This is a genomic window from Sulfitobacter litoralis (genome assembly GCF_900103185.1).
Classification (GTDB): Bacteria; Pseudomonadota; Alphaproteobacteria; order Rhodobacterales; family Rhodobacteraceae; genus Sulfitobacter; species Sulfitobacter litoralis.
The window spans coordinates 129,587-154,658 of record NZ_FNJD01000002.1; the positions used below are offsets into that span (position 1 = coordinate 129,587).

General features: G+C 55.7%; 36 protein-coding genes and 1 pseudogene. 31 read left to right on the plus strand and 6 right to left on the minus strand.

Features of this window, described 5'->3' with window-relative positions:
* The first annotated feature begins 2 nt into the window (after positions 1-2).
* Genes rplV through rplP form a run of 3 tightly spaced genes read left to right on the plus strand, consistent with a single transcriptional unit; the run spans position 3 to position 1,517 of the window.
* Positions 3-383 carry a 50S ribosomal protein L22 gene (gene rplV, locus BLQ98_RS02495; RefSeq protein WP_093731770.1) on the plus strand — a complete coding sequence of 127 codons (381 nt, stop codon included), beginning with the start codon at positions 3-5 and terminating at the stop codon, positions 381-383.
* Complete coding sequence (gene rpsC, locus BLQ98_RS02500; RefSeq protein WP_093731771.1) at positions 383-1,090, plus strand: 30S ribosomal protein S3; 708 nt, start codon at positions 383-385, stop codon at positions 1,088-1,090. Before rplV ends, rpsC begins: the two co-directional genes overlap by 1 nt.
* A 13-nt stretch (positions 1,091-1,103) precedes the next feature.
* Complete coding sequence (gene rplP / locus BLQ98_RS02505; RefSeq protein WP_093731772.1) at positions 1,104-1,517, plus strand: 50S ribosomal protein L16; 414 nt, start codon at positions 1,104-1,106, stop codon at positions 1,515-1,517.
* A 93-nt stretch (positions 1,518-1,610) separates the two neighbouring features.
* On the opposite strand, the gene BLQ98_RS02510 is transcribed toward rplP, so the two are convergent.
* Positions 1,611-2,075 carry a hypothetical protein gene (locus BLQ98_RS02510; protein WP_093731773.1) on the minus strand — a complete coding sequence of 155 codons (465 nt, stop codon included), beginning with the start codon at positions 2,073-2,075 and terminating at the stop codon, positions 1,611-1,613.
* 213 nt (positions 2,076-2,288) lie between these two features.
* On the opposite strand from BLQ98_RS02510, the gene BLQ98_RS02515 reads away from it, so the two are divergent.
* Entirely contained in the window at positions 2,289-2,501 is a 213-nt protein-coding gene (locus BLQ98_RS02515; RefSeq protein ID WP_093731774.1) for a hypothetical protein, read from the plus strand.
* Here the strand turns inward: BLQ98_RS02515 and BLQ98_RS02520 are convergent.
* Entirely contained in the window at positions 2,498-3,118 is a 621-nt protein-coding gene (locus BLQ98_RS02520) for a TIGR02466 family protein (RefSeq protein WP_093731775.1), read from the minus strand. The two genes, BLQ98_RS02515 and BLQ98_RS02520, sit on opposite strands and share 4 nt — an antisense overlap.
* A gap of 161 nt (positions 3,119-3,279) precedes the next feature.
* Here BLQ98_RS02520 and rpmC point away from each other — a divergent pair, with 161 nt between their 5' ends.
* The 27 genes from rpmC (at position 3,280) to BLQ98_RS02655 (ending at position 22,900) form a co-directional block, all read left to right on the plus strand.
* Positions 3,280-3,486 carry a 50S ribosomal protein L29 gene (gene rpmC, locus BLQ98_RS02525; protein ID WP_093731776.1) on the plus strand — a complete coding sequence of 69 codons (207 nt, stop codon included), beginning with the start codon at positions 3,280-3,282 and terminating at the stop codon, positions 3,484-3,486.
* A gap of 15 nt (positions 3,487-3,501) precedes the next feature.
* Positions 3,502-3,741, plus strand: a complete 240-nt coding sequence (gene rpsQ / locus BLQ98_RS02530; RefSeq protein WP_008224956.1) for a 30S ribosomal protein S17 — start codon at positions 3,502-3,504, stop codon at positions 3,739-3,741.
* Positions 3,742-3,897: 156 nt separating this feature from the next.
* A complete protein-coding gene (rplN, locus tag BLQ98_RS02535) occupies positions 3,898-4,266 on the plus strand; it encodes a 50S ribosomal protein L14 (protein ID WP_093731777.1) in 369 nt (122 codons plus the stop codon).
* Positions 4,266-4,577 carry a 50S ribosomal protein L24 gene (rplX, locus tag BLQ98_RS02540; RefSeq protein ID WP_093731778.1) on the plus strand — a complete coding sequence of 104 codons (312 nt, stop codon included), beginning with the start codon at positions 4,266-4,268 and terminating at the stop codon, positions 4,575-4,577. The genes rplN and rplX overlap by 1 nt, the downstream gene beginning before the upstream one ends.
* Positions 4,570-5,133, plus strand: coding sequence for a 50S ribosomal protein L5 (rplE, locus tag BLQ98_RS02545; RefSeq protein ID WP_093731779.1), 564 nt, complete (start codon positions 4,570-4,572; stop codon positions 5,131-5,133). Before rplX ends, rplE begins: the two co-directional genes overlap by 8 nt.
* A gap of 19 nt (positions 5,134-5,152) precedes the next feature.
* The gene (rpsN, locus tag BLQ98_RS02550; protein ID WP_007118851.1) at positions 5,153-5,458 is read left to right on the plus strand and encodes a 30S ribosomal protein S14; all 306 of its coding nucleotides are present in this window, start codon (positions 5,153-5,155) and stop codon (positions 5,456-5,458) included.
* Positions 5,459-5,470: 12 nt separating this feature from the next.
* The gene (gene rpsH, locus BLQ98_RS02555) at positions 5,471-5,863 is read left to right on the plus strand and encodes a 30S ribosomal protein S8 (protein ID WP_093731780.1); all 393 of its coding nucleotides are present in this window, start codon (positions 5,471-5,473) and stop codon (positions 5,861-5,863) included.
* Between the two features lie 10 nt (positions 5,864-5,873).
* Positions 5,874-6,407 (plus strand): 50S ribosomal protein L6, encoded by a 534-nt coding sequence (gene rplF, locus BLQ98_RS02560; RefSeq protein WP_093731781.1) that lies wholly within the window; start codon positions 5,874-5,876, stop codon positions 6,405-6,407.
* A gap of 11 nt (positions 6,408-6,418) precedes the next feature.
* Complete coding sequence (gene rplR, locus BLQ98_RS02565) at positions 6,419-6,778, plus strand: 50S ribosomal protein L18 (RefSeq protein ID WP_093731782.1); 360 nt, start codon at positions 6,419-6,421, stop codon at positions 6,776-6,778.
* Between the two features lie 109 nt (positions 6,779-6,887).
* Positions 6,888-7,469, plus strand: coding sequence for a 30S ribosomal protein S5 (gene rpsE / locus BLQ98_RS02570; protein ID WP_093731783.1), 582 nt, complete (start codon positions 6,888-6,890; stop codon positions 7,467-7,469).
* 2 nt (positions 7,470-7,471) lie between these two features.
* Positions 7,472-7,660, plus strand: coding sequence for a 50S ribosomal protein L30 (gene rpmD / locus BLQ98_RS02575; protein ID WP_005849797.1), 189 nt, complete (start codon positions 7,472-7,474; stop codon positions 7,658-7,660).
* A gap of 245 nt (positions 7,661-7,905) precedes the next feature.
* The gene (gene rplO, locus BLQ98_RS02580; RefSeq protein WP_093731784.1) at positions 7,906-8,388 is read left to right on the plus strand and encodes a 50S ribosomal protein L15; all 483 of its coding nucleotides are present in this window, start codon (positions 7,906-7,908) and stop codon (positions 8,386-8,388) included.
* A gap of 120 nt (positions 8,389-8,508) precedes the next feature.
* Entirely contained in the window at positions 8,509-9,873 is a 1,365-nt protein-coding gene (gene secY / locus BLQ98_RS02585) for a preprotein translocase subunit SecY (RefSeq protein ID WP_093731785.1), read from the plus strand.
* Positions 9,870-10,517, plus strand: a complete 648-nt coding sequence (locus BLQ98_RS02590) for an adenylate kinase (RefSeq protein WP_093731786.1) — start codon at positions 9,870-9,872, stop codon at positions 10,515-10,517. Before secY ends, BLQ98_RS02590 begins: the two co-directional genes overlap by 4 nt.
* A gap of 311 nt (positions 10,518-10,828) precedes the next feature.
* A complete protein-coding gene (rpsM, locus tag BLQ98_RS02595; RefSeq protein ID WP_093731943.1) occupies positions 10,829-11,197 on the plus strand; it encodes a 30S ribosomal protein S13 in 369 nt (122 codons plus the stop codon).
* A 15-nt stretch (positions 11,198-11,212) separates the two neighbouring features.
* Positions 11,213-11,602, plus strand: a complete 390-nt coding sequence (rpsK, locus tag BLQ98_RS02600) for a 30S ribosomal protein S11 (protein WP_093731787.1) — start codon at positions 11,213-11,215, stop codon at positions 11,600-11,602.
* A 116-nt stretch (positions 11,603-11,718) separates the two neighbouring features.
* Entirely contained in the window at positions 11,719-12,735 is a 1,017-nt protein-coding gene (locus BLQ98_RS02605; RefSeq protein WP_093731788.1) for a DNA-directed RNA polymerase subunit alpha, read from the plus strand.
* Positions 12,736-12,867: 132 nt separating this feature from the next.
* Positions 12,868-13,287, plus strand: coding sequence for a 50S ribosomal protein L17 (gene rplQ / locus BLQ98_RS02610; protein ID WP_005849785.1), 420 nt, complete (start codon positions 12,868-12,870; stop codon positions 13,285-13,287).
* Positions 13,288-13,425: 138 nt separating this feature from the next.
* Entirely contained in the window at positions 13,426-14,796 is a 1,371-nt protein-coding gene (locus BLQ98_RS02615; RefSeq protein ID WP_093731789.1) for a trypsin-like peptidase domain-containing protein, read from the plus strand.
* Positions 14,797-14,800: 4 nt separating this feature from the next.
* Positions 14,801-16,108 (plus strand): replication-associated recombination protein A, encoded by a 1,308-nt coding sequence (locus BLQ98_RS02620; protein ID WP_093731790.1) that lies wholly within the window; start codon positions 14,801-14,803, stop codon positions 16,106-16,108.
* A gap of 31 nt (positions 16,109-16,139) precedes the next feature.
* Positions 16,140-16,520: a fluoride efflux transporter CrcB gene (gene crcB, locus BLQ98_RS02625; protein ID WP_093731791.1), complete on the plus strand. Its 381-nt coding sequence runs from the start codon at positions 16,140-16,142 to the stop codon at positions 16,518-16,520.
* On the plus strand, positions 16,517-17,566 hold the full coding sequence (locus BLQ98_RS02630) for an RluA family pseudouridine synthase (protein ID WP_093731792.1): 1,050 nt from the start codon (positions 16,517-16,519) through the stop codon (positions 17,564-17,566). The genes crcB and BLQ98_RS02630 overlap by 4 nt, the downstream gene beginning before the upstream one ends.
* Positions 17,563-18,276 carry an ATP12 family chaperone protein gene (locus BLQ98_RS02635; RefSeq protein ID WP_093731793.1) on the plus strand — a complete coding sequence of 238 codons (714 nt, stop codon included), beginning with the start codon at positions 17,563-17,565 and terminating at the stop codon, positions 18,274-18,276. Before BLQ98_RS02630 ends, BLQ98_RS02635 begins: the two co-directional genes overlap by 4 nt.
* Before the next feature lie 185 nt (positions 18,277-18,461).
* A complete protein-coding gene (locus BLQ98_RS02640; protein ID WP_093731794.1) occupies positions 18,462-19,478 on the plus strand; it encodes an amino acid ABC transporter substrate-binding protein in 1,017 nt (338 codons plus the stop codon).
* Positions 19,479-19,602: 124 nt separating this feature from the next.
* Entirely contained in the window at positions 19,603-20,817 is a 1,215-nt protein-coding gene (locus BLQ98_RS02645) for an amino acid ABC transporter permease (RefSeq protein WP_093731795.1), read from the plus strand.
* 1 nt (position 20,818) lies between these two features.
* Positions 20,819-22,114: an amino acid ABC transporter permease gene (locus BLQ98_RS02650; protein ID WP_093731796.1), complete on the plus strand. Its 1,296-nt coding sequence runs from the start codon at positions 20,819-20,821 to the stop codon at positions 22,112-22,114.
* A 15-nt stretch (positions 22,115-22,129) separates the two neighbouring features.
* Complete coding sequence (locus BLQ98_RS02655) at positions 22,130-22,900, plus strand: amino acid ABC transporter ATP-binding protein (protein ID WP_093731797.1); 771 nt, start codon at positions 22,130-22,132, stop codon at positions 22,898-22,900.
* A 34-nt stretch (positions 22,901-22,934) separates the two neighbouring features.
* On the opposite strand, the gene BLQ98_RS18415 is transcribed toward BLQ98_RS02655, so the two are convergent.
* The 4 genes and pseudogenes from BLQ98_RS18415 to yihA all read right to left on the minus strand — a co-directional run bounded on the left by BLQ98_RS18415 (position 22,935) and on the right by yihA (position 25,069).
* Positions 22,935-23,168, minus strand: coding sequence for a hypothetical protein (locus tag BLQ98_RS18415; RefSeq protein WP_244148365.1), 234 nt, complete (start codon positions 23,166-23,168; stop codon positions 22,935-22,937).
* 36 nt (positions 23,169-23,204) lie between these two features.
* Positions 23,205-23,432, minus strand: a pseudogene (locus BLQ98_RS18420) (SixA phosphatase family protein); the annotation flags it as partial.
* A 93-nt stretch (positions 23,433-23,525) separates the two neighbouring features.
* Entirely contained in the window at positions 23,526-24,389 is an 864-nt protein-coding gene (gene argB, locus BLQ98_RS02665; protein WP_208596006.1) for an acetylglutamate kinase, read from the minus strand.
* Positions 24,390-24,418: 29 nt separating this feature from the next.
* Positions 24,419-25,069, minus strand: coding sequence for a ribosome biogenesis GTP-binding protein YihA/YsxC (yihA, locus tag BLQ98_RS02670; protein ID WP_093731800.1), 651 nt, complete (start codon positions 25,067-25,069; stop codon positions 24,419-24,421).
* Positions 25,070-25,072: the final 3 nt, after the last annotated feature.

Below are 25,072 nucleotides of genomic sequence, written 5' to 3' on the forward strand. Positions count from 1 at the left end.
CCATGAGCAAGGATAAGAATCCCCGCCGCGTGGCCGATAACGAAGCCCGCGCAAAACTGCGCATGCTTCGCACAAGCCCGCAGAAACTGAACCTCGTCGCCGCGATGATCCGTGGCAAGAAGGTAGACAAGGCTCTGACGGACCTGACCTTCTCCAAAAAACGGATCGCACTGGACGTGAAGAAATGCCTTCAGTCCGCCATCGCGAACGGCGAAAACAACCACAACCTTGACGTGGATGAACTGGTCGTTGCCGAAGCATATGTCGGCAAAAACCTGATCATGAAGCGTGGTCGTCCACGTGCGCGTGGCCGTTTCGGCAAGATTATCAAGCCGTTTTCGGAAATCACGATCGTCGTGCGTCAAGTTGAGGAGCAAGCCTGATGGGTAACAAAGTAAATCCGATCGGTATGCGTCTTCAGGTCAACCGCACCTGGGACAGCCGCTGGTACGCCGATACGAAGGACTATGGTGATCTTCTGCTCGAAGACCTTGCCATCCGTGACTTCATCAAGAAAGAATGTGCACAGGCTGGTATCGCCCGTGTGATCATCGAACGCCCACACAAGAAGTGCCGCGTTACGATCCACACAGCGCGCCCCGGTGTGATCATCGGCAAGAAGGGTGCAGACATCGAAGGTCTGCGCCAGAAAATCGCCAAGATCACCAAATCTGACCTGCACCTCAACATCGTTGAAGTGCGCAAGCCAGAGCTGGACGCAGCCCTTGTTGGTGAATCCATCGCACAACAGCTGGAACGCCGGGTTTCTTTCCGTCGTGCCATGAAGCGTGCGGTACAGAACGCCATGCGTATGGGTGCCCTGGGTATCCGCGTAAACGTTGCCGGTCGTCTGGGTGGTGCAGAAATCGCGCGTACCGAATGGTACCGTGAAGGCCGCGTGCCGCTCCACACTCTGCGTGCAGACATCGATTACGCACATGTCGAAGCGATGACTGCCTATGGCATCATCGGGATCAAGACCTGGATCTTCAAAGGCGAGATCATGGAACATGACCCGGCAGCGCGTGACCGTAAGGCACAAGAAATGCAAGACGGCCCAGCACCTCGCGGTGCCGGCGGTCGTCGCTAAGGGGGAATGAGAGATGCTACAACCAAAGCGTACTAAATTCCGCAAGCAGCACAAAGGTCGGATCAAAGGTCTGGCAAAGGGCGGGTCTGACCTGAACTTTGGCACCTACGGTCTGAAGGCTCTCGAGCCCGAGCGGGTCACCGCACGCCAGATCGAAGCTGCTCGTCGTGCCATGACGCGTCACATGAAACGTCAAGGCCGTGTCTGGATCCGCATTTTCCCGGATGTACCTGTCACCGCAAAGCCCATCGAAGTTCGTATGGGTAAAGGTAAAGGTTCCGTGGATCGTTGGGTCTGCAAGGTCAAGCCAGGCCGTGTAATGTTCGAAATCGACGGTGTCGCCGAGGACGTTGCACAAGAAGCTCTGCGTCTTGCTGCGATGAAGCTGCCAATCAAAACACGCGTCGTTGTACGCGAAGATTGGTAAGACCTTCGCTTCGACACATGTCGGAGGAATGAATAGAAAAGCCCCCGCTGATCCATCAGCGGGGGCTTTTTCTTTTGTCGGTCGGTGCAGGGTTTAGTTAAACAGCTTGGCGGGGCGGCGCGCCAGTTTCTGCCAGACCATCGCAATGACAATCGTCATGCCGACGTGGCCCACAAAGGATGACTGCGTGTAGGTGCCAAAACCCATCATAAAGCTACGCCCCATCAGTGGCGCCAAGATGCCTTGGGCGACAAACCATAAGATGACTCCGGCCAAAGCACCCGAGCCGAAATAGCCGAGCTGTGTAATCCGCTTGGTCAGATAGACTACCGCTGCAAATCCCAATGCCCCGATCAGAAAGTGGATGGCGAAGGCTGCGGCATAGGGCAGGTCGAGGCTCAAAAGTTTTTTGCCGAGACCAATGACAAGATTGGCCGGCTCTAGCTTGACGCCGAACAGGATCGGGGACGCGAGCCATGCATAGGCTTCGAAGGTGAGTTCACCAATCAGCCCGGCAAGGGCAAGAGCGGGCAGGGGGCTTTGGTTTGGTCTATCCACGTGGGGCTTCCTTATGTGCGCATCGTTTACGGTAACGGGGTCGAGATGGCACCGAGATACATGCAATCCTAGTCACAAGGTGCTGAACCCGCGGTGACGTGATCCAGCCCGCGATTTTTGAAACATTAATGCGTGATGAATAAGCGGCGGCAGGGTCTAGCCAGCGCAAGGCGTGGCGCATAGGCTGGGGTTAACCCGCCTATAGGAGCTGACATGAAACATGTGCCCAAGCCCACCACCGACGAAGACCTGATCAAAGCGTTTCTTGATAAGGGGGGTACGATCAAAAAGGGTAAGACCAAGCCGATGCCGGATGATCTGGGGCTTAGCAACAATCAGTGGGGCAATAAGCTGACCAAAGAGGAAAAGGCTGCCGTGAAGGAGCAAGAGGCGGCGCGCAAGGCAACGCCGCCCAAGCGTGGTTAACCCCAAGCGTAGTTGAACGAGACCGAAATACGGTCTTCTTCAGACATGTTCATCGGCACCTCGTGGCGCAGCCAGCTTTCCCAGAGCAGCACGTCACCGACGACGGGCTTCGCATAAACGAACTGGCGCAGCTCTTGGGGTGCGTCTTTTTGGCGACCGGGGGCCGCCATCATCATTGGCAGACGCGGATCCTCGAGCTTGAGCGCACTGGTCCCTTCGGGCATCGCCACATAAGTTGTGCCAGAGATGACCGAATGCGGGTGGATATGCGCGGTATGGATGCCGCCCTCGGGCAGGATATTGATCCAGATGTCTTCAAGCTTGAGCTTGCGCCCGTCCAGATCAAACGCCAGATCCTTGGCAAAGGCCTTGACGTGCTTATCCAGCGCTTTTTTGACCGTCTTAAAGATCGGGAACCGCCATGGCAGATCCGTCAAGGACGCATAGCTGGTGTAGCCGGGGAAATCATGTTCCTCGCACCACTCCTGGCCGGCCTCGTCATCCTCGGCAATGGACAGGCACGCGGCCTCAAGCTCGGACGGGTCGACGGGTTGACCGTGCTCTGACAAAGCGGCGCGGTAAAGACGGGTGACGAAAAGGGATTCTATCTGTGACATAGGGCCGTTCTACATCAGCCTGCGCAGCGTGGCGATACGGTTTCGTAGAAACCTCGCTTGCCAAAGTGGGGTAGGGCATGTAGAGGAACCTTTCACATGAACTCCACCAGAATCATGGTCACCCATAAGGGGCCTACTGGTGATGTCGAAAGGATGAGGCGATGAACGCCAAAGAACTACACGACAAGACGCCGGACCAGCTCCGGGATGAGCTTGTTAACCTCAAGAAAGAATCCTTCAACCTGCGTTTTCAGCAAGCCACTGGCCAGCTGGAAAATGCCGCACGTTTGAAGACCGTTAAGCGTGACGTCGCACGTGTCAAAACCGTTCTTAACCAGAAAGCCGCTGCCGCGGCATCTGCAGAATAGTAGGAGCCTGAGAGTATGCCCAAACGTATCCTGACAGGCACCGTGACAAGCGATGCCAACGAACAGACAGTAACCGTATCCGTAGAGCGTCGCTTTACACACCCGGTTCTGAAGAAAACCATCCGTAAGTCCAAAAAGTACCGGGCTCACGATGAGAACAACACATTCAAAGTGGGCGACAGCGTTCGCATCATCGAATGTGCACCAAAGTCGAAAACCAAACGTTGGGAAGTGCTGCAAGCCGCTGAGGCTTAAGGCGCTGCTCGCTCGGGCCTGAACGTCTTGTTCCCTTGACTCTGAGGGCAGCAAGGCGCAAAGGCACGAGCGAGAAGCCCATTTCGGGCGGACCAACTTAATCGAAACCCTGGGGATAGGGCACGCATCGCCCCCCAGAAGGTCGGGAGAAACCAAATGATCCAGATGCAGACCAACCTGGATGTTGCTGACAACAGCGGCGCTCGCCGTGTTCAGTGCATCAAGGTATTGGGTGGTTCCAAGCGTAAATACGCATCAGTCGGCGACATCATTGTCGTGTCGGTCAAGGAAGCCATCCCTCGCGGTCGTGTGAAAAAGGGTGACGTGCGTAAAGCCGTCGTCGTTCGCACAGCCAAAGAAGTTCGTCGTGACGATGGCACAGCCATCCGTTTCGATCGTAACGCCGCCGTCATTCTGAACAACTCGAATGAGCCCGTAGGTACACGTATCTTCGGCCCAGTTGTTCGCGAACTGCGCGCCAAAAACTTCATGAAGATTATCTCGCTTGCGCCGGAGGTGCTGTAATGGCTGCTAAACTTCGCAAAGGTGACAAAGTCATCGTGCTTGCTGGCAAGGACAAGGGCAAGACGGGTTCCATCTCGTCTGTTGACCCGAAGGCCAACAAAGCAATCGTAGATGGTATCAACATGGCAATCCGCGCCACGCGTCAGTCCCAGACGTCGCAAGGCGGCCGTATTCCCAAAGCGATGCCAATCGACCTGAGCAACCTGTCGTTGGTTGATGCCAACGGCAAGGCCACGCGCGTTGGGTTCAAAATCGAAGGCGACAAGAAAGTGCGCTTTGCAAAAACCACGGGGGACGTGATCGATGCTTGATAACGCAACATACACACCCCGCCTGAAGGTCGAGTACAAGGACAAGATCCGTGCGACGCTGAAGGAAGAGTTCGGTTATAAGAACGAAATGCAGATCCCGCGTCTGGATAAAATCGTCCTGAACATCGGCTGTGGTGCTGAAGCTGTTCGTGACAGCAAGAAAGCAAAATCCGCACAGGAAGATCTGACAACGATTGCCGGCCAAAAAGCGCTGACAACAGTTGCCAAGAAATCCATCGCTGGTTTCCGCGTACGTGAAGACATGCCATTGGGTGCGAAAGTTACCCTGCGTGGCGAACGTATGTACGAATTCCTGGATCGTCTGATCACGATCGCAATGCCTCGTATCCGCGACTTCCGCGGCATCAACGGCAAAAGCTTTGACGGCCGTGGCAACTACGCCATGGGCTTGAAAGAGCACATCGTGTTCCCCGAAATCGACTTTGATAAAGTTGACGAGACTTGGGGAATGGACATCGTGATCGCCACCACGGCGAAAACCGACGCTGAAGCGAAGGCACTGTTGAAAGCATTCAACATGCCCTTCACATCGTAAGCGCGGGGAGGATTTAGATATGGCTAAGAAATCCATGATCGAGCGCGAAAAGAAGCGCGAAGCACTGGTCAAGAAGTACGCTGAAAAGCGCGCTGCCTTGAAAGAGATCGTAAGCGACGAATCCAAGCCCATGGAAGAGCGGTTCCGCGCTTCCCTGAAGCTGGCGAAACTGCCTCGCAACTCCAGCGCTGTGCGTCTGCACAACCGCTGCCAGCTGACAGGCCGTCCACACGCTTATTACCGTAAACTGAAAATTTCGCGGATCGCGCTGCGGGATCTTGGCTCGAGCGGCCAAATCCCCGGCATGGTCAAGTCGAGCTGGTAAGGAGCGCATCAGATGAACGATCCTATCGCAGATATGCTGACACGCATCCGTAACTCTTCGATGCGCGGCAAATCCACCGTCATGACACCTGCTTCCAAGCTGCGTGCATGGGTTCTGGACGTGCTTGCGGACGAAGGCTACATTCGTGGCTACGAAGCAAAAACTGGTGTTGATGGCCATCCCGCCATCGAGATCAGCCTCAAGTATTACGAGGGCGAACCTGTTATTCGCGAACTGAAGCGGGTCTCCAAGCCCGGTCGTCGCGTCTACATGGGCGTCAATGACATCCCCGTTGTCCGTCAGGGCCTCGGTGTGTCGATTGTCTCCACCCCCAAGGGTGTGATGTCGGATCAGAATGCACGCAGCCACAATGTTGGCGGCGAAGTGCTCTGCACCGTATTCTAAGGAGAACAAAATGTCTCGTATTGGTAAAAAACCGGTCGACCTGCCAAGCGGTGTTTCAGCATCCGTGAGCGGGCAGACCATCGAAGTCAAAGGCCCAAAGGGAACCCGTTCCTTCAAGGCGACTGACGACGTTACATTGACTGTCGAAGACAACGTGGTCACCATCACACCACGCGGCAAATCCAAGCGCGCGCGCCAGCAGTGGGGCATGAGCCGCACGATGGTCGAAAACCTTGTGACCGGTGTTACCGCCGGCTTCAAGAAAGAGCTTGAGATCCAGGGTGTTGGTTATCGTGCTGCCATGAACGGCAACACGCTGCGCTTGAACCTGGGCCTGTCGCATGATGTTGACTATGTCGCACCTGAAGGTGTGACAGTCACAGCCCCGAAACAGACCGAGATTGTGGTAGAAGGCATTGACGAACAGCTTGTTGGTCAAGTCGCTGCGAACATTCGCGCTTGGCGCAAGCCCGAGCCCTACAAGGGCAAAGGCATCCGCTATAAGGGTGAGTTCGTCTTCCGCAAAGAAGGCAAGAAGAAGTAAGGATAGCTCAGATGGCAAACAGCAAAAGACAACTGTTTCTGAAACGCCGCCTGCGCGTTCGGAACAAACTTCGCCGGGTCAACGCGGGGCGTCTTCGTCTCTCCGTGCATCGCTCGAACAAAAACATCAGCGCCCAGCTGATCGACGACGTAAACGGGGTCACACTGGCCTCCGCGTCTTCGATGGAAAAAGACCTGGGTGTTGTTGGCAAAAACAACATCGACGCAGCGACCAAGGTTGGCTCGGCAATCGCCGAACGTGCTCAAAAGGCCGGTGTGAAAGAAGCATATTTTGACCGTGGTGGTTTCCTGTTCCACGGCAAAATCAAAGCTTTGGCCGATGCAGCCCGCGAAGGCGGTCTGAAAATCTAAGCCAACGTAGGCGGCACGGGTCACGTGCCGCCTCGATGATCCGGGGGCTTGGCCCACTTGGATTGACATTATGACGCGCGCAAGCGCAGCACCAAAAGGATGATGCCGCATGGCAAGAGATGACAACCGGGGTGGTAACCGCCGCAACCAACGCGACGAGACACCCGAATTCGCCGACCGCCTAGTGGCGATCAACCGCGTTTCCAAGACCGTTAAGGGTGGTAAGCGCTTTGGCTTCGCTGCACTTGTCGTTGTTGGCGACCAAAAGGGCCGTGTAGGCTTCGGCAAAGGCAAAGCGAAAGAGGTTCCAGAAGCCATTCGCAAGGCCACCGAGCAAGCCAAGCGCCAAATGATTCGCGTTCAACTGCGCGAAGGCCGTACATTGCACCACGACATGGAAGGCCGTCACGGCGCCGGTCGCGTTGTAATGCGGACAGCACCAGAAGGTACCGGGATCATCGCCGGTGGTCCGATGCGTGCCGTATTCGAAATGTTGGGCATCAAGGACGTTGTATCCAAGTCCATCGGGACGCAGAACCCTTACAACATGATCCGTGCCACCATGGACGGTCTGAAAAAAGAATCCTCGCCACGTGCTGTTGCTCAGCGTCGCGGCAAGAAAGTTGCAGACATTCTGCCCAAGCGTGAGGACAATGTTGAATCGTCCGCACAAGTGGCTGAGGAGGCATAAGCATGGCTAAGACAATCGTTATCAAGCAGGTTGGTTCGCCAATCCGCCGCCCCGCCGACCAGCGCGCTACGTTGATTGGTTTGGGCCTTAACAAAATGCACCGTGTACGTGAACTGGAAGACACACCTTCCGTTCGCGGCATGATCCGCAAGATCTCTCACATGGTAGAGATCATCGAAGAAAAAGGCTGAACGCTTTCGCCTGAAAGTGAAGGGTTCCGATGACGCCCTTTTGCCAATCTATAACGCCTCGCAGAACACTGCGAGGCGTTTTTCGTTAAGCCGGGTTGTGCCGGTGAGGGCAGGGGGCTTGAAACCGCTGTCTCTCCCGTTTATACGCCGCCCAGTGGCCACCAATCCGCCACGAGAATCATATGAAACGCCGCGTTTGGCCACTCCCGTCGCTGGGGGCCACATCCGGCAAAAGGAGAAGCGACATGAAACTTCATGAACTGTCTGATAACGAAGGTGCCAACAAGAAACGCAAGCGCGTTGGCCGTGGTCCTGGTTCCGGCACCGGTAAAATGGGTGGCCGTGGTATCAAAGGTCAAAAATCCCGTTCGGGTGTCGCGATCAAAGGTTTCGAAGGCGGTCAAATGCCTTTGTACCAACGTCTTCCTAAGCGTGGCTTTACCAAGCCGAACCGGAAGTCCTATGCGGTTGTGAACCTGGGCCTGATCCAGAAATTCATCGACGCGAAAAAGATCGACGCTTCTGCTGCGATCACCGAAGATGCACTGATCTCTTCGGGTCTGGTACGTCGCAAACTGGACGGCATCCGTGTTTTGGCGAAAGGCGACTTCAACGCCAAGGTTGATCTTCAGGTATACGGCGCGTCCAAATCCGCGGTCGAAGCGGTCGAAAAAGCGGGCGGCAAACTGACCGTCGCAGCACCTTCCGCGGCAAACGCAGACGCGTAACCCGACCTTTTGCCTTGTGAGCGGGACGCGTCCCGCTTACATAGTCAATCGAGTTTTCCCAAATGCCGCCCGCCGGAAAACGGCCTGGGCGGCGTTTTTGCAAAGAAAGAGCCCTATATCATGGTATCAGCCGTCGAAAGCATGGCCGCCAACACCAGTTGGTCCGCGTTGGGCAAGGCAACAGACCTGCGCAACCGGATTCTATTCACTCTGGGGTTGTTGATCGTTTATCGCCTTGGCACGTTCATTCCGGTTCCCGGGATCGACGGCACCGCCCTGCGCCAATTTATGGAAAGCGCGGGTCAAGGGATCGGCGGCATGGTGTCCATGTTCACCGGCGGCGCTCTTGGCCGTATGGGTATCTTCGCTTTGGGTATCATGCCCTATATCTCCGCATCGATCATCGTTCAGTTGATGACTTCGATGGTCCCCGCGCTTGAGCAGCTTAAGAAAGAGGGCGAGCAGGGGCGTAAAAAGATCAACCAATACACACGCTTCGGCACCGTCGCACTGGCGACACTGCAGGCCTATGGCCTTGCGGTATCGCTAGAAGCTGGTGATATCGCCGCCGATCCGGGCATGTATTTCCGCATTGCGTGCATGATTACGCTGGTCGGCGGGACCATGTTCCTGATGTGGCTGGGCGAGCAGATCACAGCACGCGGCATCGGCAACGGTATCTCATTGATTATCTTCGTCGGCATCATTGCCGAGGTGCCAGCCGCAATCGCTCAGTTCTTTTCGTCTGGCCGGTCCGGTGCGATCAGCCCGGCGGTGATCGTCGGTGTTCTTGTCATGGTGATCGTGACGATCATGTTCGTCGTCTTCATGGAGCGCGCCTTGCGCAAAATCCACATCCAATATCCGCGCCGTCAGGTCGGCCAGAAGATGTACGACGGAGGGTCATCGCATCTTCCGGTCAAGGTGAACCCGGCGGGCGTTATCCCGGCGATTTTCGCAAGCTCGCTTCTGTTGCTTCCGATCACGATCAGCACGTTCTCTGGGAATTCCACCGGCCCGGTAATGTCGGTCCTCTTGGCAAATTTCGGACCAGGGCAACCCCTATACCTGTTATTCTTCGTCTTGATGATTGTCTTTTTTGCTTATTTTTATACCTTCAACGTCAGCTTTAAACCTGATGATGTCGCGGATAACCTGAAAAACCAGAACGGCTTCGTTCCCGGTATCCGCCCCGGCAAGAAAACAGCCGAATATCTTGAATATGTGGTTAACCGCGTCTTGGTACTTGGGTCTGCATATCTGGTTGCGGTGATGCTGCTGCCCGAAATTCTGCGGGGTCAGTTCGCAATCCCATTCTATTTCGGCGGTACATCGGTGCTGATCGTTGTGTCGGTCACCATGGATACCATCCAACAAGTACAAAGCCATTTGCTGGCACATCAGTATGAAGGTCTGCTTGAACGTTCCCAACTGCGTGGTAAGTCTGGCAAACCACGGAAAAAACGGAGCCCGGTACGTCGATGAACATTATTCTCTTAGGACCACCCGGAGCGGGTAAAGGTACACAAGCGCGTCACTTGGTAGAGACACGTAACATGGTTCAGCTCTCTACCGGCGACATGCTGCGCGAAGCCAAAGACAGCGGGACCGAGATGGGCAATATGGTTGCCGATGTCATGGCCCGCGGCGATTTGGTCACCGACGAGATAGTGATCGGCCTCATCCGCGAAAAACTCGAAGACACGACCGACCACGGTGGTTTCATCTTTGACGGGTTCCCGCGCACATTGGCGCAGGCCACAGCGCTTGGTGAGCTGCTGGAAGCGACAGGCAAGCCATTGGACCACGTGATCCAGCTGGGCGTCGACGACGAAGCGCTGGTCGCACGGATCTCCGGGCGCTCTACCTGTGGCAACTGTGGTGAAGTCTATCACGACGTCACCAAGCCACAGCCAGCCGACGGCAAATGCGAGAAATGCGGCGCATCCGACTTCAAACGCCGTGCAGATGATAACGAGGAAAGCCTCCGGAATCGTTTGATGGAATACTACAAGAAAACCTCTCCGCTGTTGGGGTACTATTACGCGCATAATATGCTCACGCGCGTTGATGGTCTGGCCGATATCAAAGAGGTTCAGGACAGCATCACGAAGGTTTTGGACGCATAATCCAAGCATCAAGCAATGGTAGACAACGGCGCGTTTTCCGACGCGCCGTTTTGCCGTTTCTTGGGGCAGGGCAGGCGGGTATTCGATCGCAATACCAATCCATACGCTCTGCCGTCGCTATGGGTTGACGCGCCGGTTAATTCCCCATAACCAGCCGTATCTCGTATGAGAATCGAATTGCAACGGGCACCGATCATACCCTGCGCATGAACACCTGATCAGCTGGAGCCCGACGGCACAAACGCCTCGGGCTTCACGTTGTGAAAAAAGGGTCTGGTATGACGGACCCGCAACGAAAAGGAAGCACCCACGTGGCACGTATTGCCGGCGTAAACATCCCGACTGCAAAGCGGGTTCCAATCGCCCTCACATATATCACCGGTATCGGTAACTCCTCCGCAGCTGCTATTTGCGAAGCTGTTGGCATCGATTCCACCCGTCGTATCAACGAACTTTCGGACGCTGAAATCCTGAAGATCCGCGAATTCATCGACGAGAACTACACCGTTGAAGGTGACCTGCGTCGTGATACGCAGATGAACATCAAGCGTCTGATGGACCTTGGCTGCTACCGTGGTTTGCGCCACCGTCGCAACCTGCCGGTTCGTGGTCAGCGTACTCACACCAACGCTCGTACGCGCAAAGGCCCTGCAAAGGCCATTGCTGGTAAGAAGAAGTAAGGGAGGGTCTGATCAATGGCACGCGAAAAGACAAAGACGAAGCGTAAGGTTTCCAAGAACATCGCCGCAGGTGTGGCGCATGTTAACTCCAGCTTCAATAACACGAAAATCCTGATCTCCGACGTTCAGGGCAACGCAATTGCATGGTCCTCAGCTGGTACCATGGGCTTTAAAGGGTCGCGTAAATCGACACCTTATGCGGCTCAGATGGCTGCTGAAGATGCAGGCAAAAAAGCTCAAGACCACGGCGTGAAAACGCTGGAAGTCGAAGTGCAAGGCCCCGGTTCGGGCCGCGAAAGCGCCCTGCGCGCACTGGCTGCTGCCGGGTTCAACATCACATCCATCCGTGACGTGACCCCAATGGCGCACAACGGCTGCCGCCCTCCGAAACGCCGCCGCGTTTAAGAGATTAAGTTACAAAAGGGGCCGCGCGTTCGCGCTCGGCCTCTTACTGCTTTGTTGAAACCTCGGGAGTTCTTCGCCATTTGGACATGGGGCGCAGGACAGGAATGGAGGGACGTATGATCCACAAAAATTGGGCTGAATTGATTAAGCCACAGCAGTTGGACGTGAAGCCGGGCAATGACCCAGCACGTCAGGCGACTGTCATTGCCGAGCCGCTCGAGCGTGGCTTTGGTTTGACAATGGGCAACGCGCTACGCCGCGTTCTGATGTCGTCGTTGCAAGGCGCTGCCATTACTTCCGTACAAATTGATAATGTTTTGCACGAATTTTCGAGCGTTACTGGCGTTCGTGAAGATGTCACCGACATCGTTCTGAACCTCAAAGGCGTTTCGCTGCGCATGGAAGTCGAAGGGCCAAAGCGCCTGTCGATCTCTGCCAAAGGCCCAGGTGTTGTCACTGCCGGTGACATCTCTGAAAGCGCCGGTATCGAAATTCTGAACCGCGATCACGTCATCTGCCACTTGGATGACAATGCTGACGTTTACATGGAACTGACGGTTAACACCGGCAAGGGCTATGTTGCGGCAGATAAGAACAAGCCAGAAGATGCGCCTATCGGCTTGATCCCGATCGACGCCATCTATTCGCCGGTCAAAAAAGTGTCCTATGACGTGCAACCGACCCGCGAAGGTCAGGTGCTTGATTATGACAAATTGACGATGAAAGTCGAGACCGACGGGTCCATCTCACCTGACGATGCCGTGGCATTTGCCGCGCGGATCCTGCAGGACCAGCTGGGCATTTTCGTTAACTTCGACGAGCCGGAATCCGCATCGCGTCAAGACGACGACGACGGTCTGGAATTCAACCCGCTGCTACTGAAGAAAGTAGATGAGCTGGAATTGTCTGTCCGTTCGGCAAATTGCCTGAAGAACGACAACATCGTCTACATCGGCGATTTGATCCAGAAGACCGAAGCAGAAATGCTGCGCACACCGAACTTTGGCCGCAAATCCTTGAACGAAATCAAGGAAGTGTTGTCGGGCATGGGTCTGCACCTTGGCATGGACGTCGAGGACTGGCCGCCGGACAACATCGAAGACCTCGCGAAGAAGTTCGAGGATTCGTTCTAAGAGATTTGACGGGTGGGGTTGTTCCCGCCCGTCAATACGACCGGGCACCTGCCCCAAGGAGAGTTGGCGCTACGCACGCCAACCAGACAAAGTAAAACCGCCCGTAGAGGGCATCAAATTGGAGACTAGAAAATGCGTCACGCACGTGGTTACCGCCGTCTGAATCGTACACATGAACACCGCAAGGCGTTGTTCTCGAACATGGCGGGCTCGCTCATTGAGCACGAGCAAATCAAAACAACCTTGCCTAAGGCAAAAGAATTGAAGCCAATCATCGAAAAGATGATCACATTGGCAAAGCGCGGCGACCTGCACGCGCGTCGTCAAGCTGCAAGCAAGCTGAAGCAAGATCAGTATGTCGCGAAACTCTTCGACATCCTGGGCCCACGCTACAAAGACCGTCAGGGTGGCTATGTCCGCGTCCTGAAGGCCGGCTTCCGTTATGGCGACATGGCACCTATGGCCATCATCGAATTCGTAGATCGCGACCGCGACGCGAAGGGTGCAAACGATAAGGCACGCGTCGCGGCCTATGAGGTTGCCGAAGACTAAAGCTATCAGCTTTTGTCGCGAATTTTAAAAGCCCCTGCCTGCGCAGGGGCTTTTTGCATTTATGCCTTCGGCGAGGATTTAGGCCCATTTGGAACATGGGTGTTGCGCAAGCGCAAAGGGCTGCGCATATCTGAGGGTATGAGAATACTCCTGATACTACTGACCATCTTATCCTTTCCCGTCGCCGCGCAGACTGTGCCCAGTTCGCCCGCGCAGGTCCAGTTGAGCTTTGCGCCGCTGGTGCGCGAAGCGACTCCGGCCGTGGTGAACATCTATGCACGTACCATCGTAGAGCAAAGCCGAACGCCGCTGCAGGCGGATCCGTTTTTCGAACGGTTTTTCCGCCGACCTGATTCGGGGAGACCACGTGTCCAAAACTCTCTTGGGTCCGGCGTGATCTTGTCTGAGGACGGGATTGTCGTGTCGAACTATCATGTCGTTGGTATGGCCACCGACATCCGCATCGTACTGGCCGACCGACGCGAGTTCTCGGCCACTGTGTTGCTGAGTGATGCTGAAAGCGATTTGGCGATCCTGAAGATTGATGACGTAGCCGGGCTTGCCCATCTGCCGTTGCGCGACAGTGATACGGTAGAGGTAGGGGAGCTTACGCTTGCAATCGGCAACCCTTTCGGGGTCGGGCAAACCGTAAGTAGTGGCATTGTGTCTGGCCTTGCGCGATCGGGCGGGATGAACGGCGGCGGGCAGGGGTATTTCATCCAGACCGATGCGCCGATCAATCCGGGCAATTCGGGCGGTGCTTTGATAGATGTGCAGGGGCGGTTGATCGGGATCAATACGTCTATTCTGACGCGGTCGGGTGGGTCCAACGGCATCGGCTTTGCTATTCCGGCGAATCTGATCGCGGCGTTCATGACGCAGGCGCGCGACGGGGCGGCTGAATTTACCCGTCCGTGGGCGGGGATGAGCGGGCAGCCAGTCGATGCGGATATGGCTGGCCCCTTGGGGTTGGATCGCCCGGGTGGCATCATCGTGTCGGGAATGCATCCGGCGAGCCCGTTTTTGCAGGCAGGTGTGGCTGTGGGCGATGTAATCACCGCCGTTGACGGTCAAGAGGTCCATACCCCCGCCGAGATGATCTATCGCATGAGCGTGGCGGACATGGGGGCGCAGGCGCGCGTTACCAAACTTCGGGATGGCAAAACGGCAGAGGTCGCTGTGGCCTTGATCGCAGCACCAGACGAACCGCCGCGACAGACGCTGGCGCTGCATGAAAGTAGCCTTTTGCCGGGGTTAACGCTCGCGCGGATCAACCCCGCGGTAATGGCTGAATTGAACTTGCCGCTTGAGGTGACGGGTGTAGCCGTGATGGATAGCGGGCCCTATGGCGCGCGCGTCGGCTTGCGACAGGGTGACGTGATCCTCGCGGTAAATGGCGCAACGGTCGCAACGCCTGCCGACGTGAGCGACCAGATGGCAGGAAGCCGTCAGGTGTCGATGGTGGTACAGCGCGGCGTGCAGCGACTGTCGCTGCAGTTCCGAGTGTAGCATAATGGCGGATCTATTCGGCTCTGACGCGCCTGTTGTAGAAAGCGGGCACCGCCCACTGGCGGACAGGTTGCGTCCACAAAGTTTGGCCGAGGTGATCGGCCAGTCGCAGGTGTTGGGCGCGGATGCGCCGTTGACCGTGATGTTGGAGTCGGGGTCACTGGGATCTTTGATTTTCTGGGGGCCACCTGGCGTCGGCAAAACGACGATCGCACGGTTGCTTGCGGATGAGACAGACCTGCATTTTGTCCAAATCAGCGCGATATTCAGCGGCGTGCCCGAGCTACGCAAAGTCTTTGATGCTGCGAAAATCCGGCGGCAAAACGGGCAGGGCACCTTGTTGTTCGTCGATGAGATCCATCGCTTCAACAAGGCACAGCAAGACGGGTTCCTGCCTCATATGGAGGACGGGACGATCTTGCTCGTCGGGGCCACGACTGAGAATCCGTCTTTCGAGCTGAACGCTGCTGTCTTGAGCAGGTCGCAGGTTCTGGTGCTTGAGCGTTTACCTCTGTCTGATCTGGAACGTATGGCCCAAAGGGCCGAAAAAGAGCTCGGGCGGGGCCTGCCCCTGGATGGCCCTGCGCGGGAAAACCTGCTGGAGATGGCCGATGGCGACGGGCGTGCCCTGCTGAACCTGATCGAACAGGTCGCCGCGTGGAAGGTGGACGGAAAGCTTGACGGTAAGGCGCTGTCAGCGCGTCTGATGCGCCGCGCGGCACAGTATGACAAAGGCGGCGATGCGCATTATAACCTCATATCTGCACTGCACAAATCCGTTCGGGGCTCCGATCCGGATGCTGCGCTTTACTGGCTCGCGCGTATGCTGGAAGGTGGTGAGGACCCGCGGTATCTGATGCGTCGGATCACGCGCATGGCTGTCGAGGACATCGGGCTCGCTGATCCGCAAGCGCAGTCTGTGTGTCTGCAGTCGTGGGAAACCTACGAGCGGCTCGGGTCCCCCGAGGGGGAATTGGCGATTGCGCAGGCGCTGACCTATCTGGCGCTGGCCCCGAAATCGAACGCCGCTTATGTGGCCTATAAGGCGGCGCGGCGGGCAGCGAAGCAGACCGGGTCCGCCCCGCCGCCAAAACATATCATGAATGCGCCCACCAAGATGATGAAAGAGCAGGGCTATGGCGCGGGGTACGCCTATGACCATGACGCCGAAGACGGGTTCTCGGGGCAGAACTATTTTCCTGACGGGATGGAGCGGCCGCAGCTTTACCAACCTGTCGAACGCGGCTTTGAACGGGATCTGAAAAAACGGGTCGATTATTTCGAAAAGCTGCGGGCAGCGCGGAAAACTTGACATTCGGGGCGTGAACCGTGAGAGACCGCAGATGATTTCAACCCTGTCACTTGTAGCCATGGGTGGCGCGATCGGCGCCTCCTTGCGGTATCTGTTCGGTGTCGCAGCGATGCGGCTGACCGGGCCGTCCGATTTTCCGCTGGCAGTCTTGACGGTCAACATTATCGGGTCGTTTATTATGGGCCTGTTTGTAGTGTTTGCTGCACACAAAGGGCTCACGCAGTTTAGCCCTTTTGTGATGACCGGTGTGCTTGGCGGCTTTACGACCTTCTCGTCGTTTTCGCTTGAGACGGTAACCTTGATCGAGCGCGGCCAGATCGGGGCGGCAGGGATATATATGGCACTGTCCGTCGGGCTATCAGTGCTGGGATTAATGCTGGGCCTTATGATGGCCAGAGGGGTATTTGCATGAGCCGGGTTCAACATCTGGTCGTAGAAGAAGGCGACGGGGATCAGCGGTTGGACCGCTGGTTCAAACGGACATTTCCGCTGATTGGCCAAGGGCTGATTGAAAAGATGTGCCGCAAGGGCGATATTCGCGTTGACGGTGGGCGGGTCAAAGCCTCCTCCCGGCTGGAGGTGGGGCAAACCGTGCGCATCCCGCCGCTGCCCGACGCAGAGGCACCACCGCCGCCAAAGCGGACACGAATTTCTGACGCCGACACCAAGTTTATCCGGTCCTGCGTCATATACCGCGACGATCATATCATTGCCTTGAACAAGCCGCCCGGATTGCCCGTGCAAGGCGGGTCTGGCCAGTCAGACCGCCATGTTGACGCGCTTGCCGATGCCCTGATGTTCGAGCTTGATGAGAAGCCGCGCCTTGTGCACCGCTTGGACAAAGACACTTCGGGCGTCTTGATCATGGCGCGGACACGGTCGATTGCCGCGTCCCTGACGTCGTCGTTCCGCCACCGCGAGACCCGCAAAATCTACTGGGCCGCCGTCGCAGGCGTCCCGCATCCGAGGAACGGAACGATTAAATTCGGTCTGGTCAAAGCCTTTGGGCACGGGGCTCGTGGCGAGGGTGAAAAGATGTACTGCGTTCATCCGAAGGACATGGAATCCACCGAAGGTGCCAAACGTGCCACCACCGATTATGCGACCCTTGCACAGGCTGGCAAACGGACCTGCTGGATGGCGCTGATCCCGGTAACGGGTCGGACACACCAGCTGCGTGCGCATATGGCTGAAATCGGGCATCCCATTGTTGGGGATGGCAAATATGGCGGATCCGGTCAGGAAAACATGGGCGATGGCTGGGGCGCGCAGCTGGGGGGGGACATCTCTAAGAAGTTGCATCTGCACGCGCGGTCCCTGACGCTAGAGCATCCGGTGACTAAAGCGCGTCTGAACCTGACTGCGCCGTTGCCTGATCACATGGCGCGCACCTGGGACACCTTCCAGTGGGTGCCTTCAGATGTGCCCGCCGACCCGTTCGAGGAGGATTGGGCGTGAGCGACTGGAAGGCAAAACGCTTTTGGAAAGATGCGACTGTCGTCGAAACTGACGGCGGCTTTACCGTCGAGCTGGATGGACGGGGGATCAAGACACCGGCGAAGCGTTTGCTGGTGGTCCCGACCCGCGCCATGGCAGAGAAGGTCGCTGACGAATGGCAGGCGCAAGACGGGGTGATTAAACCTGACACTATGCCAGCTACGAAAACCGCCAATGCGGCGATCGATAAAGTCGCGGCCCAGCACGCTGAAGTGGCGGATATGCTGGCGGCATATGGAGATTGTGATCTGTTGTGCTACCGTGCGGATAGTCCGGCCGAGTTGGTGGCGCGTCAGGCTGACCGATGGGATCCGATTCTGGAGTGGGCACAGGACGTTCTAGGCGTTGGCTTGCAGACCCGTACGGGGATCATGCACGCGCCGCAGTCGCCATCGGATGTAGAGATAATGTCTAAGCGTACGCATTCGCTTAACAATTTTCAATTGGCGGCATTTCATGATCTTGTCAGCCTTTCAGGATCGCTCATCTTGGGATTTGCAGCCGCGCTTGACGCCAGAGACGCGGAATCAATTTGGGACCTTTCGCGGCTGGACGAGCTTTGGCAGGCCGAACAATGGGGCAATGACGACGAAGCCGATGCGTTGGCCGCAGTGAAAAAGGCTAGTTTTTTGCACGCTAAGTTGATGTTTGACCTGAGCTTGCCCGAATAGGTTTCACGGTGACCCCAATCCGAACGGTTGTGGGCGTTTTTTAGGCGCAGCGGCTTGACGTTCCGGCGTAACTTCGCCCAAACTCTCTTCCACTGACGGGGATAACCCCGCCAAAACATCTCCGGTCCGAAAAGGTGCCGGTTGAGCCGCCCTAAAACGTGGCGGAAAATCAGGAAGAGGTTAAAATGAATAAATCCGTATTTTTTGGTGCGCTAACAGTAGCTGGCCTTGCGGCTGGCGCTGCTGCTGCGTCCACGCTTGACGATGTCAAAGCGCGCGGCAAGCTGAACTGCGGCGTTACCACAGGTCTGGCCGGTTTTGCTGCCCCCAACGCCAATGGCGAATGGGAAGGCTTTGACGTTGCAGTATGCCGTGCGGTAGCTGCTGCTGTACTGGGCGACCCGAACGCTGTCGAATTCGTTCCTACAACCGGCAAAACCCGTTTCACCGCGCTGGCGTCGGGCGAGATCGATTTCCTCGCACGTAACACCACATGGACCTTCAGCCGGGACGTCGACCTCAAGTTCGACTTTATCGGCGTTAACTACTATGACGGCCAAGGCTTCATGGTACCAAAAGAGCTTGGCGTTTCCTCTGCCAAGGATCTGGATGGTGCGACTGTCTGCATCCAAACCGGCACCACAACCGAGCTGAACCTTGCGGACTTCTTCCGCAACAACAACATCAGCTACGAGCCCGTGCCTGTTGAAACAAACGCCGAAGGCCAACAGCAGTATCTGGCCGGTGCGTGCGACACCTATACAACCGACGCGTCCGGTCTGGCCGCGACACGTGCGACCTTTGAAAACCCAGGCGAACACATCATCCTCCCCGAGATCATCTCCAAGGAGCCTCTGGGCCCATTGGTGCGACACGGCGACAACGATTGGGGCGACGTCACCCGCTGGGTGCTGTATGCTCTGATCGCGGCGGAAGAACTGGGCGTCACATCGGCAAACGTCGAAGAGATGACCACAAACACAACCAACCCTGAGGTCGCCCGTCTTCTTGGCACTGAAGGTACATTGGGTGAGATGCTGGGTCTTGAAGCCGACTTTGCGAAGAAAGCTATCGCTTCTCAAGGTAACTATGGTGAAATCTTTGCCAAGAACATCGGCGAAGAGACCCCAATCGGTCTGGCACGTGGCCTGAACGCTCAGTGGACAGATGGCGGCCTGATGTACGCGCCTCCTTTCCGCTAAACACATTCGTCGGAGGGCGCGGAGCATTTCCGCGCCCTTTGCGCCTTTAAGACGCCAAAAATAAACCCGGCCCGCGACATCGAATGATGCGTGAATAACAGGTCCGGCACACAGGGAAAATCTGATGACGACAATGTCCGACCCTCAACAGGGCTCGTTCCGGCTGTCGATGTTGCTAAACGACACCCGCTATAGATCCTATACTTTTCAGTTCATCGCGCTGATTTTGCTTATCGCGTTGATGGCTTTTCTGGGCATTAACCTGGTGCGAAATCTTGCTGAAGCTGGATTGAACATCTCTTACGGGTTTTTGAACGTACCTGCCGGTTATGACATTAACCAATCACTAATCGACTATAACAGCCAATCATCGAACCTGCGTGCGGCGATGGTCGGTATCATAAACACCCTTCTTGTCGCCTTTCTGGCCTGCATAACCGCGACAATCCTCGGCGTGATCGCCGGTGTAGCACGGTTGTCCAAGAACTGGCTCGTTTCGAAATTGATGTCGGTTTACGTCGAGATATTCCGGAATATTCCGGTGCTGATCTGGATTTTGATGATCTACACTTTGATGACCGCTGTTTTGCCAGCGCCAAATCAATTCCGCGGCGACAACGCTACCTCAAGCATGCTGTTTGACGCCTTTGCCTTTACCAACCGCGGTATATACATCCCCGCGCCCGTTTGGGGCCCCGGATCAATGATCGTCGTGGCGACCTTCATCCTCTCGATCGTTGCGACGATTATATACCGCCGCTACGCCGTCAGCCTTCTATTCCGGACAGGCAAGCTGTTGCCAATGGGCTGGCCGACAATCGCCATCCTGCTTGTTCCGAGCATCTTGATATTTTTCATCATGGGTAGTCCCATTGCACTAGATTACCCAGAGCTTAAAGGGTTCAACTTCCGCGGCGGTTTGCAGATCGGCGCACCACTGATCGCGTTGTGGTTGGCTTTGTCGGTCTACACTGGTGCATTCATCGCTGAAAACGTGCGCGCCGGTATTCAAGCCATTTCTAAAGGTCAGACTGAAGCTGCGTCTTCACTTGGGCTACGTCCAAAGCGTGTCATGAACCTCGTGGTTTTGCCTCAGGCGCTTCGGGTCATTATCCCACCACTGATCTCGCAGTACCTCAACATCACCAAGAATTCTTCCTTGGCGATCGCTGTTGGGTATGCCGATATCACCGCGACGCTGGGAGGGATCACCCTTAACCAGACGGGTCGCGCGATCGAATGCGTGCTTTTGCTGATGCTTTTCTACCTCACGATTTCGCTGTCGATTTCGGCAATAATGAACGTTTACAACAATTCTGTCAGCTTGAAGGAACGGTAGGATGTCAGATACACACGCCGCCTCTGTCCCTTATGTGCGGGACACTATGTTGCCACAGAACGCGCCCCCTTCGACCGCACAGGGGCCTGTCAAATGGGTTCGAGAAAGTCTGTTTTCTTCGATCCCTTATACAATCCTGACGCTCGCAGCGCTTTATGTCATCTATCTGATCCTTTCCGGCTTCCTGCCCTGGTTACTGGGGGGCGTTTGGACGACATCCAATATCCGGGAATGTCGCGAAGTATTGGATGGGGCACAGGCAGGGTGCTTCTCCGTCCTGACTGAGCGCTGGAACCAACTGCTTTTCGGGATTGCGTATCCCCAAGACGGTTACTGGCGCCCGACAGCGGCGTTTGTGCTGTTGTTTGTCGCGGTGGCACCGGTGCTGTTTGGCAATCTGCCGCGCTGGCTTATCCTCTTTACCGTTCTATATCCTTTCATTGCATTCTGGCTGATATGGGGCGGATCCCTTTTCGTGCCGCTGTCGGCGCTGTTGGCGGCTCTTATCGGGTATGTGATCTACAGCAGAATCGTTAAAAAAAGCTTTGCTGGCGCATTTTTTGCAGGTCTTCTTGCGGGCGGCGTGGCGTGGGTGGTCTTCAGCTTCATCACGCCACAACTCTCGGGGGTGCTCGCACTCGAACCGGTGGCCTCGCGAAACATGGGGGGCTTTATGCTCAACATGATACTGGGCGTCATTTGTGTATCCCTTTCACTGCCATTGGGAATCCTGCTGGCGCTTGGGCGTCAATCGAGCCTTCCTATCATCAAGCTGATCTGCGTTGTTTTCATTGAGTTTATTCGTGGCGTGCCACTGATCACGCTCCTCTTTGTTGCTAACGTGGTGTTGGCCTACTTCCTGCCACCTGGCACCAACTTTGATCTGATCCTTCGTGTCATCATCATGATCACGATGTTCGCGTCGGCCTATATTGCCGAGGTTATCCGGGGCGGGTTGGCAGCGTTGCCGAGGGGGCAATACGAAGCCGCAGATAGCCTCGGGCTCGATTATGCGCAGGCGATGCGCCTGATCATCCTGCCGCAAGCGCTGAAAATCTCGATCCCGGGGATCGTGAACGTGGCTGTCGGGCTGTTCAAGGATACTACGCTGGTCTCGATCATTTCGATGTTCGATCTCGTGGGGATGATCCGCGGCCCGATCCTAGCCTCTACGGATTGGAATGGCGTTTATTGGGAACTCTGGGGTTTTGCTGCCCTTCTGTTCTTCGTCGTTTGCTACGGCATCTCGCAATATTCACAATGGCTGGAACGTCAACTCCAGACCGACCACCATTAAGGAAAGACTTTAATCATGGCTGAACAAGCTCAAGCGCTGAATGTCTCGAACGAGGTCGCGATCAGCATCGAAAACATGAATAAATGGTATGGTACGTTTCACGTACTGCGGGATATCGACCTGACCGTTTATCGTGGGGAACGCATTGTGATCGCTGGGCCGTCGGGGTCGGGGAAATCAACGTTGATCCGCTGCATCAACGCATTGGAAGAACACCAAAAAGGCCGAATTGAAGTGGATGGCACCGTGCTGTCTTCTGATGTCAAGAATATCGATAAAATTCGATCCGAAGTGGGGATGTGCTTCCAGCACTTTAACCTATTTCCCCATCTGACAATTCTTGAAAACTGTACATTGGCACCCATTTGGGTCCGAAAGACGCCGAAAAAGGAAGCTGAGGAAATCGCGATGCATTTCCTCGAGAAGGTTAAAATCCCTGATCAGGCAGACAAATACCCCGGTCAGTTGTCTGGCGGCCAACAGCAGCGGGTCGCCATTGCACGTAGCTTGTGCATGCGTCCTCGCATCATGCTGTTTGATGAGCCGACCTCTGCCCTAGATCCTGAGATGATTAAGGAAGTGCTCGATACGATGGTTGAGCTCGCGGAAGAAGGGATGACCATGCTGTGTGTGACGCACGAAATGGGTTTCGCGCGACAGGTCGCCAATCGGGTCATCTTTATGGATGAGGGCCAAATCGTTGAGCAAAACGAACCTGAAGAGTTCTTTAACAACCCTCAAAGTCCGAGGACCAAGCTATTCCTTAGCCAGATTCTAGGGCACTAAGCTAGGAGGGCGGGAGTTGTTCCCGCCCTTTTTTCTACCCTGCAAGCATACGCGGTGTGATATGCGCCTCTATCTCGCCGCTATCCCAATGCACATTCTTCCAGTCGTCCACGTCGAACGCTAACACCAGCGTAGCACCAGGAGGCGTGGCACCCGAATATTGCGCTGTGAGGCCCGCACGGGGCAGCAGGTTCGCAATCTCGTTCACGCCGGGGTTGTGCGCGATCAACAACACAGTGGTGCCCTCAGCGCCATGGATGTGCGCCAACAAACGTTCCCTATGAGCAAGATAAAGGCGGTCTGTAAAGATTCGCTTAACATCAGTCGGGATGTCCAAAAGAGAGAGCGTTTCCGACGTACGCCGAGATGCTGAGCAAAGCGCAAGATCTGGCCTGTAGCCCTCTGCAACGAGCCACTGGCCAACTGATACGGCGTCTTGTCGCCCTTTATCATCCAAAGGTCGATCAAAATCAGTGGATACCCCTGCCGGCCAGCCAGCTTTAGCGTGGCGCATTAAAATAAGCCGTCGCATCAACGCTTCCTTAATTTATCGTTCGCATAAACAAGGGGGCAGAGTGTCTAAAGCAGGGAGGTAGCGATATGTAACACACTGATAAATGGTCCGCTATTGACCGCGGATAATACTCCCAGCACCATGTTCGGTGAACAGCTCGAGCAAGCAGGCGTTCGGGGCTCGCCCGTCCAGAATAACGGCTGCCCGTACGCCACCGTCGATTGCGTCAAGCGCGGTCTGTGTCTTGGGAATCATGCCGCCAGCAATAGTGCCGTCTGAAACCATCTGACGGATTTGCGTCGCAGTGAGCTCTGTCAGTACGTCCCCTTCAGCATTTTTTACGCCTGCAACGTCTGTGAGAAGAAGCAACCGATCTGCTTTTAGCGCAGCGGCGATAGCGCCTGCAGCGGTATCGCCGTTAATATTAAACGTTTCGCCATTCCGACCCATACCAAGGGGGGCAATCACTGGAATAATACCTTTATCCGCTAGATCGCGCAGCAAGCGTGGGTTCACTTCAGTCGGTGCACCGACCAATCCAAGCTCGGGGTCTTCTTGGTCACAAATGATAAGCCCGCTATCCTTACCCGATACACCCACACAGCGCCCGCCTTGCGCCGTAATGGCCTGAACGATACGTGCATTAACCAACCCAGACAGAACCATCTCGACGACTTCCATCGTCGCGGCATCGGTGACGCGTTTACCGTTGATAAACTCGGATGTGATATTCAGCCGACCCAACATATCATTGATCATGGGGCCGCCACCATGAATGATAACGGGATTCACGCCGACTTGGCGCATAAGTGCTACATCACGCGCGAACTCTTCCATGGCGTCATCGCTGCCCATGGCATGGCCGCCAAGTTTGATTACAACGGTGGCATCAGCGTAACGTTGCAAATAAGGGAGCGCTTGGCTCAGGGTGCGCGCGGTGGCGATCCAATCGCGGTTCATTTCTCGTTTTCTCATTCTCTGCCTCGGTGAACGCGGAGATACCGTTACTCCAACGTAGCGATAATGGCACGGAGCGTAGGGATGCCCCAGCCCTTTTCAGACGAGGTGACTACGATTTCAGGGTAAGCCGCTGGATGTTTGGCAAGCGCGCCGCGCACCTGTTCCAGAATTTTTTCTCGTTCGACTTCTTTAACTTTATCCGCTTTCGTCAGCACGCATTGAAATGTCACGGCCGAGCTATCCAGCAATGACATGATTTCGTCATCAACCTTTTTTACGCCGTGGCGTGCATCAATCAATACGAAGGCACGCCGCAAAGTCTGGCGACCGGATAAATACTGTTTCAACAATCGCTGCCATTTTTCAACAATGGGCAGAGGCGCATTCGCATAGCCATAGCCAGGCAAGTCGACGAGGTAATGCTCCTCGGCAGCTGTGAAATAGTTGATTTCCTGTGTGCGACCGGGGGTATTCGATGCGCGCGCCAAGGCTTTCATACCGGTTAGCGCATTTATAAGTGTAGATTTCCCGACGTTCGAGCGGCCTGCAAAACAAACTTCCATTCGGTCAGCAGGGGGTAGGCCGTCCATGGCGACAACGCCCTTTACGAACAAGGTCTCGCCTGCAAACAGCATGCGACCTTTTTCGAGCGCGCGCGCATCAGGCTCATCGGCGATGCTGAACTGAACTTGCATATG

What these genes read in the sequence shown, in the direction of transcription:
- rpmC (WP_093731776.1), top strand. Translation starts at nt 3,280, where the DNA reads ATGAACGCCAAAGAACTACACGACAAGACGCCGGACCAGCTCCGGGAT.
- rplP (WP_093731772.1), top strand. Translation starts at nt 1,104, where the DNA reads ATGCTACAACCAAAGCGTACTAAATTCCGCAAGCAGCACAAAGGTCGG.
- BLQ98_RS02605 (WP_093731788.1), top strand. Translation starts at nt 11,719, where the DNA reads ATGATCCACAAAAATTGGGCTGAATTGATTAAGCCACAGCAGTTGGAC.
- BLQ98_RS02520 (WP_093731775.1), bottom strand. Translation starts at nt 3,118, where the DNA reads ATGTCACAGATAGAATCCCTTTTCGTCACCCGTCTTTACCGCGCCGCT.
- BLQ98_RS02655 (WP_093731797.1), top strand. Translation starts at nt 22,130, where the DNA reads ATGGCTGAACAAGCTCAAGCGCTGAATGTCTCGAACGAGGTCGCGATC.
- yihA (WP_093731800.1), bottom strand. Translation starts at nt 25,069, where the DNA reads ATGCAAGTTCAGTTCAGCATCGCCGATGAGCCTGATGCGCGCGCGCTC.
- rpsE (WP_093731783.1), top strand. Translation starts at nt 6,888, where the DNA reads ATGGCAAGAGATGACAACCGGGGTGGTAACCGCCGCAACCAACGCGAC.
- BLQ98_RS02620 (WP_093731790.1), top strand. Translation starts at nt 14,801, where the DNA reads ATGGCGGATCTATTCGGCTCTGACGCGCCTGTTGTAGAAAGCGGGCAC.
- BLQ98_RS02615 (WP_093731789.1), top strand. Translation starts at nt 13,426, where the DNA reads ATGAGAATACTCCTGATACTACTGACCATCTTATCCTTTCCCGTCGCC.
- rpsH (WP_093731780.1), top strand. Translation starts at nt 5,471, where the DNA reads ATGAACGATCCTATCGCAGATATGCTGACACGCATCCGTAACTCTTCG.
- rplV (WP_093731770.1), top strand. Translation starts at nt 3, where the DNA reads ATGAGCAAGGATAAGAATCCCCGCCGCGTGGCCGATAACGAAGCCCGC.
- rplO (WP_093731784.1), top strand. Translation starts at nt 7,906, where the DNA reads ATGAAACTTCATGAACTGTCTGATAACGAAGGTGCCAACAAGAAACGC.
- rpsC (WP_093731771.1), top strand. Translation starts at nt 383, where the DNA reads ATGGGTAACAAAGTAAATCCGATCGGTATGCGTCTTCAGGTCAACCGC.
- BLQ98_RS02640 (WP_093731794.1), top strand. Translation starts at nt 18,462, where the DNA reads ATGAATAAATCCGTATTTTTTGGTGCGCTAACAGTAGCTGGCCTTGCG.
- BLQ98_RS02645 (WP_093731795.1), top strand. Translation starts at nt 19,603, where the DNA reads ATGACGACAATGTCCGACCCTCAACAGGGCTCGTTCCGGCTGTCGATG.
- BLQ98_RS02630 (WP_093731792.1), top strand. Translation starts at nt 16,517, where the DNA reads ATGAGCCGGGTTCAACATCTGGTCGTAGAAGAAGGCGACGGGGATCAG.
- rplX (WP_093731778.1), top strand. Translation starts at nt 4,266, where the DNA reads ATGGCTGCTAAACTTCGCAAAGGTGACAAAGTCATCGTGCTTGCTGGC.
- crcB (WP_093731791.1), top strand. Translation starts at nt 16,140, where the DNA reads ATGATTTCAACCCTGTCACTTGTAGCCATGGGTGGCGCGATCGGCGCC.
- rpsN (WP_007118851.1), top strand. Translation starts at nt 5,153, where the DNA reads ATGGCTAAGAAATCCATGATCGAGCGCGAAAAGAAGCGCGAAGCACTG.
- rplR (WP_093731782.1), top strand. Translation starts at nt 6,419, where the DNA reads ATGGCAAACAGCAAAAGACAACTGTTTCTGAAACGCCGCCTGCGCGTT.
- rplN (WP_093731777.1), top strand. Translation starts at nt 3,898, where the DNA reads ATGATCCAGATGCAGACCAACCTGGATGTTGCTGACAACAGCGGCGCT.
- BLQ98_RS02515 (WP_093731774.1), top strand. Translation starts at nt 2,289, where the DNA reads ATGAAACATGTGCCCAAGCCCACCACCGACGAAGACCTGATCAAAGCG.
- rpmD (WP_005849797.1), top strand. Translation starts at nt 7,472, where the DNA reads ATGGCTAAGACAATCGTTATCAAGCAGGTTGGTTCGCCAATCCGCCGC.
- BLQ98_RS02590 (WP_093731786.1), top strand. Translation starts at nt 9,870, where the DNA reads ATGAACATTATTCTCTTAGGACCACCCGGAGCGGGTAAAGGTACACAA.
- rplF (WP_093731781.1), top strand. Translation starts at nt 5,874, where the DNA reads ATGTCTCGTATTGGTAAAAAACCGGTCGACCTGCCAAGCGGTGTTTCA.
- secY (WP_093731785.1), top strand. Translation starts at nt 8,509, where the DNA reads ATGGTATCAGCCGTCGAAAGCATGGCCGCCAACACCAGTTGGTCCGCG.
- rplQ (WP_005849785.1), top strand. Translation starts at nt 12,868, where the DNA reads ATGCGTCACGCACGTGGTTACCGCCGTCTGAATCGTACACATGAACAC.
- argB (WP_208596006.1), bottom strand. Translation starts at nt 24,389, where the DNA reads ATGAGAAAACGAGAAATGAACCGCGATTGGATCGCCACCGCGCGCACC.
- rplE (WP_093731779.1), top strand. Translation starts at nt 4,570, where the DNA reads ATGCTTGATAACGCAACATACACACCCCGCCTGAAGGTCGAGTACAAG.
- rpsK (WP_093731787.1), top strand. Translation starts at nt 11,213, where the DNA reads ATGGCACGCGAAAAGACAAAGACGAAGCGTAAGGTTTCCAAGAACATC.
- rpsQ (WP_008224956.1), top strand. Translation starts at nt 3,502, where the DNA reads ATGCCCAAACGTATCCTGACAGGCACCGTGACAAGCGATGCCAACGAA.
- BLQ98_RS02650 (WP_093731796.1), top strand. Translation starts at nt 20,819, where the DNA reads ATGTCAGATACACACGCCGCCTCTGTCCCTTATGTGCGGGACACTATG.